At 64.5% G+C, this 15,317-nt stretch carries 19 protein-coding genes; 12 read left to right on the plus strand and 7 right to left on the minus strand.

Features of this window, described 5'->3' with window-relative positions; translation table 11 throughout:
• Positions 1-285 precede the first annotated feature (285 nt).
• On the plus strand, positions 286-555 hold the full coding sequence (locus WDM24_RS02445) for a metal-sensing transcriptional repressor (RefSeq protein ID WP_338830323.1): 270 nt from the start codon (positions 286-288) through the stop codon (positions 553-555).
• A 129-nt stretch (positions 556-684) separates the two neighbouring features.
• Here WDM24_RS02445 and WDM24_RS02450 read toward each other — a convergent pair whose 3' ends face one another.
• Together WDM24_RS02450 and WDM24_RS02455 are read right to left on the minus strand one after the other, a co-directional pair.
• A complete protein-coding gene (locus WDM24_RS02450; RefSeq protein WP_338830324.1) occupies positions 685-951 on the minus strand; it encodes a hypothetical protein in 267 nt (88 codons plus the stop codon).
• Between the two features lie 147 nt (positions 952-1,098).
• A complete protein-coding gene (locus WDM24_RS02455) occupies positions 1,099-1,905 on the minus strand; it encodes a creatininase family protein (RefSeq protein WP_338830325.1) in 807 nt (268 codons plus the stop codon).
• 148 nt (positions 1,906-2,053) lie between these two features.
• Here WDM24_RS02455 and WDM24_RS02460 point away from each other — a divergent pair, with 148 nt between their 5' ends.
• The 8 genes from WDM24_RS02460 (at position 2,054) to WDM24_RS02495 (ending at position 8,713) form a co-directional block, all read left to right on the plus strand.
• Positions 2,054-3,085 carry an ABC transporter substrate-binding protein gene (locus WDM24_RS02460; protein WP_338830326.1) on the plus strand — a complete coding sequence of 344 codons (1,032 nt, stop codon included), beginning with the start codon at positions 2,054-2,056 and terminating at the stop codon, positions 3,083-3,085.
• A 7-nt stretch (positions 3,086-3,092) separates the two neighbouring features.
• Entirely contained in the window at positions 3,093-3,896 is an 804-nt protein-coding gene (locus WDM24_RS02465; RefSeq protein WP_338830327.1) for an ABC transporter ATP-binding protein, read from the plus strand.
• The gene (locus tag WDM24_RS02470) at positions 3,893-4,681 is read left to right on the plus strand and encodes an ABC transporter permease (protein ID WP_338830328.1); all 789 of its coding nucleotides are present in this window, start codon (positions 3,893-3,895) and stop codon (positions 4,679-4,681) included. Before WDM24_RS02465 ends, WDM24_RS02470 begins: the two co-directional genes overlap by 4 nt.
• Positions 4,681-5,664, plus strand: a complete 984-nt coding sequence (locus WDM24_RS02475; protein ID WP_338830329.1) for a 2-hydroxyacid dehydrogenase — start codon at positions 4,681-4,683, stop codon at positions 5,662-5,664. Before WDM24_RS02470 ends, WDM24_RS02475 begins: the two co-directional genes overlap by 1 nt.
• Positions 5,664-6,359, plus strand: a complete 696-nt coding sequence (locus tag WDM24_RS02480; protein WP_338830330.1) for an AprI/Inh family metalloprotease inhibitor — start codon at positions 5,664-5,666, stop codon at positions 6,357-6,359. The genes WDM24_RS02475 and WDM24_RS02480 overlap by 1 nt, the downstream gene beginning before the upstream one ends.
• Positions 6,360-6,666: 307 nt before the next feature.
• Positions 6,667-7,038 (plus strand): YciI family protein, encoded by a 372-nt coding sequence (locus tag WDM24_RS02485; protein WP_338694911.1) that lies wholly within the window; start codon positions 6,667-6,669, stop codon positions 7,036-7,038.
• Between the two features lie 12 nt (positions 7,039-7,050).
• Positions 7,051-7,401, plus strand: coding sequence for a YciI family protein (locus tag WDM24_RS02490; protein WP_029083234.1), 351 nt, complete (start codon positions 7,051-7,053; stop codon positions 7,399-7,401).
• Between the two features lie 28 nt (positions 7,402-7,429).
• Positions 7,430-8,713, plus strand: coding sequence for an RNA polymerase sigma factor (locus WDM24_RS02495; protein WP_414645805.1), 1,284 nt, complete (start codon positions 7,430-7,432; stop codon positions 8,711-8,713).
• Positions 8,714-8,871: 158 nt separating this feature from the next.
• Here the strand turns inward: WDM24_RS02495 and WDM24_RS02500 are convergent, their stop codons facing one another.
• Entirely contained in the window at positions 8,872-9,309 is a 438-nt protein-coding gene (locus WDM24_RS02500; RefSeq protein WP_166299229.1) for a hydrogenase, read from the minus strand.
• 188 nt (positions 9,310-9,497) lie between these two features.
• Between WDM24_RS02500 and WDM24_RS02505 the strand changes: the two genes are divergently transcribed.
• The gene (locus WDM24_RS02505) at positions 9,498-10,526 is read left to right on the plus strand and encodes a putative zinc-binding metallopeptidase (RefSeq protein WP_338830332.1); all 1,029 of its coding nucleotides are present in this window, start codon (positions 9,498-9,500) and stop codon (positions 10,524-10,526) included.
• On the plus strand, positions 10,523-11,557 hold the full coding sequence (locus WDM24_RS02510) for a D-alanine--D-alanine ligase family protein (protein WP_338830333.1): 1,035 nt from the start codon (positions 10,523-10,525) through the stop codon (positions 11,555-11,557). Before WDM24_RS02505 ends, WDM24_RS02510 begins: the two co-directional genes overlap by 4 nt.
• Here WDM24_RS02510 and WDM24_RS02515 read toward each other — a convergent pair whose 3' ends face one another.
• The 3 genes from WDM24_RS02515 to WDM24_RS02525 all read right to left on the minus strand — a co-directional run bounded on the left by WDM24_RS02515 (position 11,558) and on the right by WDM24_RS02525 (position 14,035).
• Positions 11,558-11,833 carry a hypothetical protein gene (locus tag WDM24_RS02515; RefSeq protein WP_338830334.1) on the minus strand — a complete coding sequence of 92 codons (276 nt, stop codon included), beginning with the start codon at positions 11,831-11,833 and terminating at the stop codon, positions 11,558-11,560.
• A 384-nt stretch (positions 11,834-12,217) separates the two neighbouring features.
• A complete protein-coding gene (locus WDM24_RS02520) occupies positions 12,218-12,838 on the minus strand; it encodes a Crp/Fnr family transcriptional regulator (RefSeq protein ID WP_165126799.1) in 621 nt (206 codons plus the stop codon).
• A gap of 1,020 nt (positions 12,839-13,858) precedes the next feature.
• Positions 13,859-14,035 (minus strand): hypothetical protein, encoded by a 177-nt coding sequence (locus WDM24_RS02525; protein WP_338694924.1) that lies wholly within the window; start codon positions 14,033-14,035, stop codon positions 13,859-13,861.
• A 383-nt stretch (positions 14,036-14,418) separates the two neighbouring features.
• Here WDM24_RS02525 and WDM24_RS02530 point away from each other — a divergent pair, with 383 nt between their 5' ends.
• Positions 14,419-14,547, plus strand: coding sequence for a hypothetical protein (locus tag WDM24_RS02530; RefSeq protein ID WP_275949049.1), 129 nt, complete (start codon positions 14,419-14,421; stop codon positions 14,545-14,547).
• A gap of 10 nt (positions 14,548-14,557) precedes the next feature.
• Here WDM24_RS02530 and WDM24_RS02535 read toward each other — a convergent pair whose 3' ends face one another.
• A complete protein-coding gene (locus WDM24_RS02535) occupies positions 14,558-15,313 on the minus strand; it encodes a GntR family transcriptional regulator (RefSeq protein ID WP_029078007.1) in 756 nt (251 codons plus the stop codon).
• Positions 15,314-15,317 lie beyond the last annotated feature (4 nt).

Here is a 15,317-nt window from a genome sequence, read left to right on the forward strand (position 1 = left end):
GCTGAAGCGCGACCGCCTGTCCACGCAGGCGATATCTGCGCGATCAGTCTTGCTGTGTTGCGGCGTCAATGGTCCCGGCGTTGCGGGGCTACTGTCGCCAAAGTTGCTACTGCCCATGTGCCTTCTGTGCTGGCTCGTGGTCGGGTTGACGTCCGGGGGCGAACCCGGTGCGGAACGATTGTTCCGGCAATCGGGCACTACGCCCGGCACAATGGCCTGTCAAGCCGATTCTGCTATCCTCCCGGGAGGATCGTGATTATCCTCCCGGGAGGATAGGAGAACCGCATGTCCGACGACCATCCGCACGCCGCGATCGCCCGCCGCCTGAAGCGCGCCAACGGCCATCTCGAGACCATTGTCGAGATGATCCAGCAGGGCCGGCCCTGTGCGCAGATCGCCCAGCAATTGCAGGCGGTGGAGAGTGCGATCGAAAGCGCCAAGAAGGCGCTGATCCATGATCACATCGGCCGCAGCCTGGAGGACACGCTGAAGGCCGGAGGTCCGAAGGGCCGCGCCGTGCTGCGCGACTTCCGGTTGATCGCGAAATATCTGTGAGCTGGGCCCGCCTGTCGCGAGCTCACAACGATTGACCCGCCCGGGGGGATTACCGGGCGGGTCGGTTGCGGCACGGGGTGGATGAGGACCCGTGCCGAACACCGGATCCGCAGCCTTAAATGTCGTCGATCAATAGCAGGAGCGCACGCGGCCGATATAGTTGCCGAAGGCGTCGTACTGGCGCACCCAGGCGCAGCGCCGATAGCCGCCGTTGTAGGTGTAGCCGTCGCTGGCCGCGATCGCGCTGCCGACAACGGCGGCGCCGACGAGGCCTGCGCCAACGCCCCAACCCCAGCCATATGGCCTGGCTTCAGCCTGCGAGGTGGTGGACGCGATGGTGCCGGTCACGGCGAGCGCGGTGAGGGCGAGGGCGGCAAACTTGGTCTTGATCGACATGGAATACTCCATCCTGTGTGGGCGCGGCGCCGGTGTGGTCCGCATGCCCGTTGGACGGAGGCTTCCCGGTTCCGGTTCGAGAGATGAGGCCGGAAATATGGTTTCGTGAATTGTTTCGTCGCCATTGCCCCGACGAAGCAATTCCGATCAGCTGCCGCGAAAGATGCTCGAATCGAACCTGTCGACGTCGGCGAGCAGTTCGCAGAACGCGCGTGCGCCGTGCTCGATCAGCTGTTCGCCCTTCTCGGCCGAGGCTTGGGTCGCATCGCCGATCGCGCCGCTCGGATTGAGGTCCTGCGCCTGCCAGGCAAACGGCGCCGGCCGTTGCGTCGACAGCAAGCGATAATCCTTTTCGATTCTTACGCTGGCGGGCTTGAAGTCCGCGATCGCATCCTGGCGCACGGCGTGCGGATATTTCGCCAGCATGATCGAGGTCTCGACCGCGCCGCCATGGATGCCGTGGCGCAATTCGTCGGCATCGAACAGCCCGTCCGGCGCACCGAAGCGCGACCAGCTCGTCGTCACCACCAGCATGCCGTGTTGCGCGCGCAAATCTTGCGCCACGAGCTGCATCGCGGCGGAGTTGCCGCCATGGCTCGTCACCACCACGAGCTTCTTCACCCCGGCGCGCGCCACGCTCGCGCCGAGCGCCATCCAGCTGTTCAGCGCCACCCTGGTCGGCAGCGTCAGCGTGCCCGGAAAATCGATGTGCTCGGTCGAGATCCCGACCGGCTGTAGCGGCAGGAACGTCACAGGCCGGGACGCCGGCAGCAGCTCGCGCACCCGCGCCAGATAGGCCTCGCCGATCATGACGTCGGTTCCAAGCGGCAGATGCGGCCCGTGCTGCTCGGTCGCGGCCAGCGGCAGCACCGCGATCCAGCGCGCGGCCGCGTCCCCGGCGATATCGGGCCAGTGGATCGCGGTCCAGTCACGGGGCGGAAGCTGAGAAGTCATCAAGCAAGCGTTTCATTGGGTGGATTTGCAGGCTGGTTCGTTTAACATCATAGAGGCGTCTGCGTCTCCGGGCGCGATCCTCGTCGCCGGGGCATGATCCACGCCCCGGCCTTCCATCATGGGCCATAATGTCAGACGGAGTCCAACCATGATCCGGGCCTTTTTGCCGCGAGCGTTAACCACGAGCCTTCTGGCTGCCGCCCTTTGCGTTGCCGCGGCCATCGTCCCGGCGCAGGCACAGACGCTGGACAAGGTCTCGTTCGGCACCAACTGGGTCGCCGAGGGCGAGCATGGCGGCTTCTTCCAGGCGGTCGCCGACGGCACCTACAAGAAATACGGCCTCGACGTCACCATCGTGCCCGGCGGTCCCAACGAGAACAACCGCATGCTCCTGATCGCGGGCAAGCTCGACTTCTTCATGAGCGCGAACTCGCTGCAGACCTTCGACGCCGTGACGAACAACGTGCCGCTGGTCGCGGTTGCCGCGATGTTCCAGAAGGACCCGCAGGTCTTCCTGACCCATCCGGAGGTCAAGGCCAGCAAGATCGAGGACCTGAAGCCGCTGACGCTTTTGATCTCGAAGGAGGGCATCACCAGCTACTTCCAGTGGCTGAAGTCGGAATACGGCTTCGACGAGAACAAGGTGAAGCCCTACACCTTCAACCCGCAACCCTTCATCGTGAACAAGCAGACCGCGATGCAGGGCTACGTCACCTCGGAGCCGTTTGCGGTCGAGAAGGCCGCCGGCTTCAAGCCGAACGTGCTGCTGCTCGCCGATTACGGCTTCAACTCCTACTCGACCCTGATCGAGACCCGCCGCGACATGGTCGACAAGAAGCCGGACCTCGTGCAGCGCTTCGTCGATGCCTCCGTCGTCGGCTGGTACACTTACGTCTACGGCGACAACTCGGCCGGCAACGCGATGATCAAGAAGCTCAATCCTGACATGAACGACGAGCTGCTGGCCTATTGCGTCGCCAAGATGCGCGAGCACGGCATTGTCGATTCCGGCGATTCGACCAAGAACGGCATCGGCGCCATGACCGACGAGCGGATGGCGAGCTTCTTCGACAAGATGGTGCGCGCCGGCGTGGTCAAGAGCACCATCGACTATCGCCAGGGCTACACGCTGCGCTTCGTCAACAAGGCGGTCGGCGTCGAGCTCCGGCCGAAGAACTGACGGCCGGATGGCGGGGGCTGCGTTGTCTGGATCCGATGCCCGGTCAGCCGTGCGCCTGCGCGGCGTCACCAAGACCTATGACTCTGGTGTGACGGCGCTCGGGCCGCTCGACCTCGATGTCGACAGCGGCGAGTTCGTCTCGCTGCTCGGGCCCTCCGGTTGCGGCAAATCTACCGCGCTACGCCTGATTGCCGGCCTCGCCACGCCCAGCGCCGGCACGGTCGAGCTCGCGCATCACGGCACCGAGCAGCGCGGCAGCCACAGGATCGGCTTCGTGTTTCAGGAGCCGACCCTGATGCCATGGGCCAATGTGCGCGACAATGTCCGGCTGCCGCTGAAGCTCGCCCGGGTGCCTGCGACCGATGCCGGTGCAGGCATCGATGCGGCGCTGGATCAGGTCGGGCTCAGCGAGTTCGCGACCGCCTATCCGCGCGAATTGTCCGGCGGCATGAAGATGCGGGTGTCGCTGGCCCGCGCGCTGGTCACCGATCCGGATATCCTGTTGATGGACGAGCCGTTCGCGGCGCTCGACGAGATCACGCGCTTTCGCCTCAACAACGACCTGCTGTCGCTGTGGCGCAATTTGCACAAGACCGTCATCTTCGTGACGCACTCGGTGTTCGAGTCGGTTTATCTGTCGCAACGCGTGATCGTGATGACCGCGCGCCCGGGCCGGATCGGTGCCGAGTTTCGCATCACGTCCTCCGAGCCGCGCGGCGAGGAGTTCCGCACCTCGGCCGAATATGCCGCGTTCTGCCGCGAGGTCTCGGGTGCGCTGGCGCCGTCTTATGCAGGGCAGGCGGGCGGATGAAGTCTCCGCAGGATCTCGTGCGCTTCCTGCTTCCCGTCGCGGTGTTTGCCGCGGGCCTCGTGCTCTGGGAAGCCGTCGTCCGCGCCTATGCCATTCAGCCCTATGTGCTGCCGAGCCCGCTATTGGTGCTGAAGACGCTGGTTGCGGACTGGCCGGTGCTGTCGCAATCGCTCGGCGTCACGCTGTTGACCACGCTCGAAGGCTTCGTTGCCGCCGCGATCGGCGGCGTCGTGCTGGCGCTGCTGTTCAACCAGTCGAAATGGCTGGAATATTCGCTGTTTCCCTATGCCGTGGTGCTGCAGGTCACGCCCGTGATCGCGATCGCGCCGTTGCTCCTGATCTATCTGCAGCAGCAGACCGCCGTGATCGTCTGCGCCTGGATCGTGGCGTTCTTTCCGGTGCTTTCGAACACGACGCTCGGCCTCAACTCGGTCGATCGCAACCTCGCCGGATTGTTTCAATTGTATGGCGCCTCACGGCTGCAGACGTTGCTGTTCCTGAAGCTGCCAGCGGCGCTGCCCTATATCCTCGGCGGCCTGCGCATCGCCGGCGGGCTGTCGCTGATCGGCGCCGTGGTCGCGGAGATCGCGGCGGGCAGCGCTGGCGCCGGCTCGGGCCTGGCGTTCCGGATCGCTGAATCGGGCTACCGGCTGAATATTCCCCGCATGTTTGCAGCACTTCTGCTGCTATCGCTGGCCGGGATTGTCATCTATGGGGTGCTGGCGCTAGTTTCGCACCTTCTGTTGCGGCGTTGGCATGAGAGCGCGTTAGGAAAGGACAATTGATGGCCCCGATTTCTTCCGAAAAGATCGATCTGTTGATCTATGGACCTGTCAGGCCAATCCTCGAAAACGGCTTTTCCGATCAATACGTGCTGCACCGGGCCGAAAGCCGCGGCGACCTCGAACGGCTGACGCCCGACACGCTCGCCAAGATCCGCGGCATCGCCGTCACCTATCACACGATGGCGACCGACAAGACCGCGATGGCGCTGTTTCCGAAACTCGAGATCGTCGGCAGCTTCGGCGTTGGCTACGACCACGTCGATTCCCATTACGCCCGCGATCACAATATTGTGGTCACCAATACGCCCGATGTGCTGACCGAGGAGGTCGCCGACGTCGCGATGGGGCTGTTGATCGCGACGCTGCGCGAGTTCGTCAAGGCCGACCGCTACGTGCGCTCCGGCCTGTGGCAGACCCAGAACTATCCGCTCAGCGTCGGCTCGTTGCGCGACCGCAAGATCGGCATCGTCGGCATGGGCCGGATCGGCCAGGCGATCGGCCGCCGCCTCGAGGCGTCGCGCGTGCCGGTGTCCTATCACTCGCGCAATCCGTCCAAGGACGTCGCCTACAAGCACTATCCCGATCTGATCGAGATGGCGAAGGCGGTCGACACCCTGATCGTCATCGTGCCGGGTGGCGCTTCGACGGCGAAGATGATCAATGCCGACGTGCTGAAGGCGCTCGGCCCGCGCGGCGTGCTGATCAATGTCGCGCGCGGCTCGGTGGTCGACGAGCCGGCGCTGGTCGCGGCGCTGAAATCCGGCACGATCCTGGCCGCCGGCCTCGACGTGTTCGCGGCCGAGCCGAACGTGCCGGACGAGCTGAAGGCGATGCAGAACGTCGTGCTGCTGCCGCATATCGGCTCGGCCTCTGTGGTGACGCGCAATGCGATGGACCAGCTCGTGGTCGACAACATCAAGAACTGGTTCGCCGGCAAGCCGCCGCTGACGCCGGTTGCCGAAACCCCGGTGAAGGGCCGCTGATGCCGCTGTCCCGCTTCAACGTCGCGCTCCTGCTGCTGCTGGCCGCATGCGGTCCGGCAGCGGCGCAGGATGCCTCGACGTTGAAGAAGGACATGATCGGGCAGTGGGAGCTCGCCACCACCGAGCGCAGCAAGACCTGCGTCGTGACGCTGAAACCGGATGCGACGCCGCAAGGCTTCAAGCTCGAGCTCGAGCCGGCCTGCGCCGCCGCGCTGCCTTACACCAAGGACATCGCCGGCTGGAGCATCAAGGGCCTCGGCGACATCGTGCGGCTGCAGAACGCGGCCGGCGAGGCGGTGATCGATTTCACCGAGGTCGAGACCGGCATCTTCGAGGGCATGCGCACCAACGAAGGCGTCTACATCCTGCAAAACCTCGCCGCCGCCCGTTCGCTCGCCAAGTCGATGGACCAGATGATCGGCGACTGGTCGATGGTGCGCGGCAATGGCCAGGCGATCTGCGTGCTGGTGCTGACCAACACCGAGGCTGGCAACGACAATTTCCAGGTGTTCCTGAAAGGCAAATGCGATCCGGCGGTCGCGGCCTTCAACCCGACGCTGTGGCGACTCGACCACGGCCAGATGGTCCTGATGTCGCCCAAGGGCGAGACCTGGCAGTTCGAGGCCGACGACAACGCCCAGTGGCGCCGCGTCCCCGACAGCGCCGACCCCCTGATCATGCTGCGGGAGCAGTAGGGTCGCTTGCCTCTCCCGCTTGCGGGCCTAGTTCTCCGTCATCCTGAGGAGCCGCGAAGCGGCGTCTCGAAGGATCGACGGGCCACCAGCCGGGCCGCGCACCCTTCGAGGCTCGCCCAGCGGCGCACTTGCGCCGCAAGGCTCGCACCTCAGGGTGACGGGGAGGGGGTTGTCGCCCTCTTACGCAGCAATACTCAAAAATAATTCCCAGCCCCCTGTCGATCCTGCCCGCCCCGGATCGTCGTCCCCCATAGCGAGCCGATTTCACCGCAATAATCCTGCCGCTCGCCGGGAACAGGAGCATTTCATGCGCTTTATGTCGATCGTCCTCTCGTCCCAGCCGCCGCAGCAGCCGACCCCGGAACTGCTGGAGGCGATGCACAAGCTCGCCGACCGCGAGATCAAGGCCGGCCGCATGATCGACAATGCCGGCCTGATGCCGCTTGCCACTGGCGCGCAGGTCCGCCTGGTCGGCGGCGAGCTCAGCGTCGTCGACGGCCCCTTCGTCGAGGCCAAGGAGGTGATCGGCGGCTATGCCATCTCGGAGCTGCGCAGCAAGGAGGAGGCGGTGGCGCTCGCGGTCGAGTTCATGCAGCTGCACAGGGACCACATGCCGGGCTGGGAAGGCACCTGCGAGGTCCGCGCCTTTGCCGGCTTTGCCGGCCAGTGCGGCGAGTAGGGAGGGCACGCGATGCGCTTCATGTATGTCCTGGTCGCCGAGAAGCCGATGCTGCCAAATCCCGCATTGAGGGAGGCGATCGGCAAGCTCGCCGAACGCGAGATCGCGGCCGGCCGCATGCTTGATACCGGCGCACTGCTGCCGCGCACGGCGGGCGCGGAAGTGAAAATCAAGGACCGCAAGCTCACCGTCACCGATGGTCCTTTCATGGAGGCCAAGGAGGTGGTCGGCGGTTACGCGGTTTTCGAGCTGAAGGACAAGGAGGAAGCCGTGGCGCGCGCGGTCGAGTTCATGCAGCTTCATCTTGACCACATGCCGGATTGGGAACTGTCATGCGAGGTTCGTCCCTTCATGGAGTGCTGACGATGATGGCGTGTTGCCGGTGTCCGGCGTGACCGCGGACGACATCCAGCGCACCATTCTCGGTGTATGGCGCATCGAGCAGCCGCGGCTGATCACCAGCCTATCGCGGATGCTGCGCGACGTGCCGCTCGCCGAGGACCTGACCCAGGAAGCGCTGATCGCGGCGCTCGAGCATTGGCCGGTCAGCGGCGTGCCGGAGAAACCGGGCGCCTGGCTGATGGCGACCGCCAAGCGCCGCGCGCTCGATCATCTCAGGCGCAATCGCATGCTCAGCCGGCGGCACGGCATGCTTGCGCACGATCTGGCGCGGGAGCAGGAGACCATGCCCGATTTCGATTCCGCGCTAGACGACGATATCGGCGACGAATTGCTGCGGCTGATCTTCACCGCCTGCCATCCGCTTCTGTCGCGCGAGGCCCGCGCCGCGCTGGCGCTCAGAATGATCTGCGGCCTGACCACCGAGGAGATCGCGCGCGCCTTCCTGCAGACCGAGGCGGCGATCGCCCAGCGTATCGTGCGCGCCAAGCGCACGCTGTCGGAATCCGGCCTCGCCTACGAAACGCCGCGCGGCGCGGAATTGTCGGAGCGGCTCGCCTCGGTGCTCGAAATCGTCTACCTCATCTTCAACGAGGGCTATACCGCGGCGACCGGCGACCAATGGCTGCGGCCGCAGCTCTGCAACGGGGCGCTGCGCCTGGGCCGCGTGCTGACCGCGATCGCCCCATTGGAGCCGGAAGCGCACGGCCTCACCGCGCTGATGGAGCTCAACGCCTCGCGGATGGCGGCGCGCACCGATGCGAACGGCGAGCCGATCCTGCTGATGGACCAGAACCGTGCCCGCTGGGACCGCCTGCAAATCCGCCGCGGCCAGCTCGCACTGGCGCGCGCCCGCGAGCTCGGCGGCGCCGGCGGCTTCTATGCGCTGCAGGCTGCGATCGTCGCCTGCCACGCCGAGGCCGGGACATCGGACGCGACCGATTGGCGCCGCATCGCTACCCTCTACGGCGATCTCGTCGCGCTGGTAAATTCGCCCGTGATCGAGCTCAACCGCGCGGTCGCGATCGGCATGGCGGAAGGCCCGCTCGCCGCGCTTGCGATCGTCGACGGTCTCGCGCACGAGCCGGCGCTGAAATCCTATCATCTGCTGCCGAGTGTGCGCGGCGACCTGTTGCACCGCCTGAGCCGCTTCGAGGAGGCCCGCGTCGCGTTCGAGGCCGCGGCTGATCTCGCCGGCAATACGCGGGAGCGCGAATTGTTGCAGCGGCGTGCGGCTGCGGCCGCGCGCGCCGCGCAGGATCACGGCTGCCGCTGACGGCTTCGCGGTTTCGACGCAAAGCGCAACCACGTAGCCCGCATGAGCGCAGCGACTTGCGGGTCTTTGCGGTGACCAACCCCGGGTATCGCTTCGCTCACTCGCTCTACGAGGCTGCATGCTCCGGAAAGTGTGCGCTGCTGCCGTGCAGCGCTGGGTCAGGCCTTGGGCGCAACCAGCGCCGCCTTGCTGCGCAGCCCCCACAGCAGCAGGATCGATGCTGCGATGATCGCAAGGCCGATCGAGATGAATCCTGCGGTCACGAGCGTTTCCTGCCATGGCGCGGCGCTGAGGCCGGGCGCGGTGATCGGCGAAAGTGCGCCGGTTCCGAGAATGGCGGCGATCGTGGCCACGGCCCAGTTGCCGTAGGTCCCGCACAGCAGCGCCCAGTAGGCTATCGTGCTGGCGCGGGACGGCAGCCTGACCTCGCTCCAGATCGCACCGACCGCGAGCAGGAAGGTGCCATTCATCACGCCTTCGAGATGCGCTGCGAGCGCCATCCGCACATTGCTGAAGTGCTGCTCAAGAAGGCCGGTGACCAGCCCAATCAGGAACAGGGCCATGCCGTGAAAAAGCAGTCGTCGCCGATAATCCATTCCCGTCCCCTCAAGTTGCCTAAGTGAATGTCGGTCGACCATAGCAGAAAGCGCGAGGGCGTCGGCGTTCCGCGCGGTCGCTGCCCGGGGCGGGCCGAAGGCCGGACGCCGCGAGGGCCGGGCGGTTGTGACCGGCAGCAACCTATGACAGCATCCCGATTTCGATTTGTCGTGACGTCTGGAGACCCATGCCGCGCCCGAACTATGCCTGGGAGAAGCTGACCGATGAGCAGTTGCTGGAGCAGCGCCTCAGCAGCCTGAGGGTGAAGGTCGAGGGCACCTGGCTGGCGGACTGCGTCCGCACGCTCAATGAGGAGCTCGAGGAGCGGGGGCTGCGGCTGCGGCCGCACGCATGGATCTCGAGCGAATGGTTCAGTCCGTCAAATACGCCGGGGATCGCGATCCCGTTCTATCTCGCGCATCCCCGCCTGATGAAGCTCGAGAAGAAGATGATGCTCGACGTCGAGGGCGGCACCTGGTCCGAGTGCATGGCCATTCTCCGTCACGAAGCGGGCCATGTCATCCAGCACGGCTACCAGCTGCAGCGCCGCCGGCGCTGGCAGCAGCTGTTCGGCCCGTCGTCGCGGCACTATCCGCGCTACTACCGGCCCAATCCGGCCAGCCGAAGTTATGTCCAGCATCTTCGGCTGTGGTACGCGCAGAGCCATCCGGACGAGGATTTCGCCGAGACCTTCGCGGTGTGGCTGCGGCCGCGTTCGAACTGGCGGACGCGCTATGCCGGCTGGCCGGCGCTGAAAAAGCTCGAATATGTCGACGAGCTGATGGGCGAGATTGCCGGCAAGCGGCCGCTGCTGACATCGCGCGAGCGTGTCGATCCGTTGCATTCACTCAAGCAGACCCTCCGCGAGCACTACAAGAAGAAGCAGGCGTTCTACGCCTTCAATCCGCCGAAGACCTACGACCGCGACCTGTCCAAGCTGTTCTCCGCCGATCCACGGCATCAACGGCATCCGGCCGCCTCACTCTTCATCAGGCGGCACCGCGCCCAGATCAGGCAGCTGGTCGCGCGGTGGACCGGCGAGAACCAGCTGACGCTCGACGCCGTGCTCGATGATATGATCTCGCGCTGCCGCGAGCTCAATCTGCGCGCCGTCGGCCCTGAGCAGAAGCTTGTGACCAACTTCACCATCCTGCTCACCGCCAAGACCATGCACGCGCTGTTCGGCCCGTCGCGCCGGAAATGGATCGCGCTATGAAACGTCTTCGCATTCTCGTGCTGATGCACCCGGACTTCGTGCCGCCGGAGTCCTCGGACGGCTACTCCGCCCAGGAGATCAATGCCTGGAAGACCGAATACGACGTCGTCAGCACCTTGCGCGCGGCCGGCCACGAGGTCCGTCCGCTCGGCGTGCAGGAGGAAATCAAGCCGGTCCGCGACGCGATCGAAAATTTCAAGCCGCATGTGGTGTTCACACTGCTTGAGGAGTTTCATTACGAGGTGGTGTATGACCAGCACATCGCGAGCTATCTCGAGCTGATGAAAATCCCCTATACCGGGTGCAATCCGCGTGGCCTGATCCTGGCGCGCGGCAAGGATCTGTCCAAGACGCTAGTGCATCATCGCCGGATTCCGGTGCCGGCCTTCGCCGTATTCCCGATGCGCCGCAAGGTCAAGCGGCCGCCGCGTCTGGCGTTGCCGCTGATCGTCAAGAGCCTGAGCTCGGATGGATCGCTCGGCATCTCGCAGGCCTCCATCGTCGACACCGACGAGAAGCTCGCCGAGCGGGTCGCCTTCATCCATGAACGGATCGGAACCGCCGCCATCGCCGAGCAGTTCATCGAAGGGCGCGAGCTCTATGTCGGCGTGCTCGGCAACAACAGGCTGCGGGTTCTGCCGGTTTGGGAATTGAAGTTCGGCAGCATGGGCGGTCACAGTGCGCGGCACATCGCCACCGAGAAGGTCAAGCACGATCCGAGCTATCAGGAGCGCATCGGAATTGAGGACGGGCCGGCCGGGAATCTGACGCCGGAACTATCCGCCCATATTCAACGGCTGGCGAAACGCATCTACCGGACGCTCGGGCTCGACGGCTATGCGCGCATCGACTTCCGCCTCTCGACCAATGGCGTTCCCTATTTCATCGAGGCCAATCCCAATCCTGAAATCGCCAAGAGCCAGGAATTCGCAACCGCGGCCCTGCATGACGGACTGGACTACGCGGGTCTGCTGCATCGCATCGTGACCCTTGGCATGAGCCGCGCAAAGGCCGGCGTATCGCTGGGCTGATCACAGGCTGCGCTGCATCGGCGTATGGCGCCGGCCGTCCCTTGGGATGAACATCGCAAACGTTTCCCTAACGCGCGCCGCCGGCGTCGGGTCGGCAGCGGCGGCTGAGACCGGGGCCGCCGTGGGACGGAACGCATCCGCTTCCGGCCAGCGCTGTGCAACGACGTCGCCGACCGGCGCCATCATGAGCAAGTCGACGTTGCGGCAGGCGTCGTAGACGTACAAACTGGCAAGAAAAATCGATACGGCAACAAGAATCGTCCTGAAAATCGGCATTGCGATTGCGCCTTCTTGATTGAGGCGAACAATGCCCTGCGACAGTGAACCGCGCGTTTAGCGGTCCGATCGATCGGTCGATACGGTTCCCACGTGGTGAAACGGTTCCCACTTCGTGCGGTGGCTGCGTAAACGGCTCGCTTACCAATGCCCTCAAGGTTGCAGCAACCAGCTTTCCTCACCGGGGCGAAAGAAGTCTCTGGCATTGAGAGACCAAGAAAAACACTGAGGAGGCACCATGTTCGTCGCCATTCGAGTCATGATCCTGATCGCCAGTGCATACGCAGGCTCGGCCGTCGCAGAGATGCAGTTTGCGCCGTTGCCGAGCCCAGCGGTTTCGTCCGCGCCGTAGGACCGGCAGGCGACGCGCATCTTCCGGCGCGGTTACACCGGATTGGGCGCGGCAGCCCCGATTGCGCGGGCCGCGTTCTCCGTCATCCGGGTCGCCGTCAGTCGCAGGAAATACAGCGACAGTCCTGGATTGCGCTCGCACAGCTTCTTCAGCGCAGCGTCGCTGATCCACAGCAGATCCACATCAGTCGCCGCCACGGCTGTCTGAGTACGACGCCGTTCAAGGGAAAACAGTCCGATCTCTCCGAACAGTTCGCCTGCCGATACCCCGCGATCGATCTCGGGAAACCTGACCTGCCCCGACACGACCATATAGAGAAGGTCGGCATCGTCGCCTTTCCTGAAGATCGTTTCTCCCGCCTTGATGTGCTTTGCGTGCATGAACGGTTGCAGCCAGTTCGGAGAAAGATCCGTCGCCGCAGCAAGCTTGGCCTTGCGGAGCAGGCGGACCATCTGGAACAGCAGCAGCACGTTCAGCGGCAGCAGAATGATGTGCAGGATGAGCACCGGATAGATCCGGTCGCCCAATCCATAGCTGATGAACGCCAGATTGCTGAATATCGCGACGGTGCGCAGGCTCAACATGGTGCTCATGCAGAACGTCAGCAGTACAAGCGCCGACGCGAGGTAACCCAAGCCATCGATCAAGGTCATGGCAGCACCCACCTGAAAATGCATTGCAAGAAAAGTGTTCTGAAAGCGACTTCCAACCTTTGCTAGAGCGCTCATTTTCTTGGGCGGAAATGTGGCCGTCGGGCGCCCGGCCACTGAGTTGCCCGACGGCGCAAGCCCTCGCAGCAGAGCAAGGATGGGTGGAGCGAAGCGAAACCCATCGATTTATGCCCGCGGCGCAGATGATGGGTATCGCTTCGCTCCACCCATCCTACGAGCCGTCAATCCTCGGCTATCTCGTTCGGCTTTTCAGAATTTTGCTTGACACCTGACCCAACTCAGATGTTCAATATGCCCGTCTCACCCGATCGAGGGGCGCTTCGCGATCGTCACGAACGCGGTGTGAGATGCGGTGGACGCCGAGCGCGCAGTCGACGAATGCGTGTGAAGCGGACGGTGAAGTCGTGTGGTCCTGACGCCCTAGCGGCAGGTGTCTCGTCGCAACACGCGAAGGCGTGATGCGAAGGCGGTGACAAGCAAGCCCAGTCTCGCCGGGGAGAGCACTAAGTAAGCCGTAACCCATCGCGCAGGGAAAGCCGGATTGCTCCGGTTACACCTGTGGTCCTACCCCCGAGCTTACTACCCATTGCTCGGGGCCCATGGGTGCGATCGGCACCCGGCTTTCCCTGCGCCCTCTGCGAGAGGAGGGTGGAACGAAGAGCAAAGCTCGGACAAATCATGTCGCGAGAACGCGAAGCTGCGTCCCAACCCAAACTGTCATCGCCCGGCTTGACCGGGCGATCCAGTACGCCGCGGCCCGTCGGCTCAAGCGCTGGCGTCTCTGGAATACTGGATCACCCGCATGCGCGGGTGATGACACCGAGAGCCTGGCTGTTTGACATTCGAATCGCATCCCCCGTCTCCCCGCGCAACGGCCTCGCCGTCGTGCCCGGAGCGGCCGCATCACGATTGACGCATGCCAGCACACACCGGCCATGGCAGACGGTCGCGCGAATCAGCGGTGAAGATCGTGTGCCTTAGGGTCGAGACGCGGCAGCGGCCCTACTGGTCCGTCTTCGGCGTCTTGCCTGCAATGTCGAGGCCGAGCCGGAGCGCGCGCTCATGGCGCTCTTCGGTCAGGAGCTTCAGTTCCCGTTCCAGCGACCGCACCACCTCCTCCTGCGTTTCCTTGGAGTGGCGGCGGGAGCCGCCTTGCGGTTTGGCCGGTTGGGCAGTCACGGGAGGCCCCTTGTCATCACACTGTCATCGCCCTGATGACACGGCCGGAGTCGCCGCGACAATCAAAAAGAATTCAGCGGCCGCACGTTTGGTATGTTTGTTGTGCGTCTGACTCAAATTTGGGCAGAAAATTCTCTTTGCCTTTGTCTCGAATGGAGCCGAAGCCGGTCGGGCCCGCGGTCTCATCAATTGGGATGAGAGAGGCCGGTTCCGACGAAATCATTTCCGGATTGGCACGAAGGCGTCCTGAAACCGACAAGGTCTAACCTTAGTAGCGTTGTGAGGACGGACGCCTGGTGAGACGCTGATGATCTCGGTCGTGAGATTCACGACCAGGGTCGTGAGACTGGTCAGTGCTCCCAGGACGTGGGGATGATCTCGGAATGAAGAAGCTGAATGCTGTGCCATATGTCTGGGCGGCCGCGCTGATCGCGGTCGCGGTCTGGGGCGTGAGCGGCACCCCGCAGATGGCGCACACCTCTGCCAGCACGCATTTGGCGCGGGCGCGGTAAGGCGTTTCCCCTAAAGCTTCGGCCGCAGCGAGCGCTGCATGTCCATCGTGTAGGTGTAGCGCCCTTCAGGGTGCGTGGTGATGGTGACCTCGAACAGTTCCTCGCGCAGGCCGTAGTAGCGGCGTACCACGGTGAGCGCCGGCGAGCCGGTCTTGACGCCGAGCGCCTTGGCAATCGGCGCCGGCATGCCCCGCACGAAGATTTCCATCTGGGCGCGCTCGGTGACCTGGCCGTACATCTTGGCGATCTGCTCGTGCACTGGGGTGCGGCCATGGTCGCTGCGGGTCACGACATCGGCGAACCGGCGCAGCACGTAGATCTCGGTCCAGCCGAGCGGCGCGGCGAACTGGTCGGAGCGGCGTACCGCCTCGATCAGGAACCAGCTCCTGCCGGGCTCGCATTTCAGGAGCCCGGCCAGCTTGCGGTCGGCGACGATATCGCTGCTTGCCACGACGTCGCGGTAGGTCTCGTTGGAATAACGCAGCCACTCGCCCAGCGACTTGACGCTGTGGGTGAACAATACCGGCGGCTCGGACGCGATCACCACCGAGCCGAGGCCGGCGCGGCGCACGATCAGGCCCTGCTCGATCAGGATGCGCAGCGCCTCGCGCACGGTTTGGCGGCTCGCACTGAAGCTTGCCATCAGCTCGGTCTCGGTCGGCAGCAGATTGCCGACCGCGTAGGTGCCGAGACGGATGTCCCTCTGTAGTCCGGTGGCGATGTCGCGATAGCGGGACGATCTCGCCCTGTCCGGTTGTTCAGACATGGTG

The organism is Bradyrhizobium sp. 27S5 (assembly GCF_037217225.1).
Classification (GTDB): Bacteria; Pseudomonadota; Alphaproteobacteria; order Rhizobiales; family Xanthobacteraceae; genus Bradyrhizobium; species Bradyrhizobium septentrionale.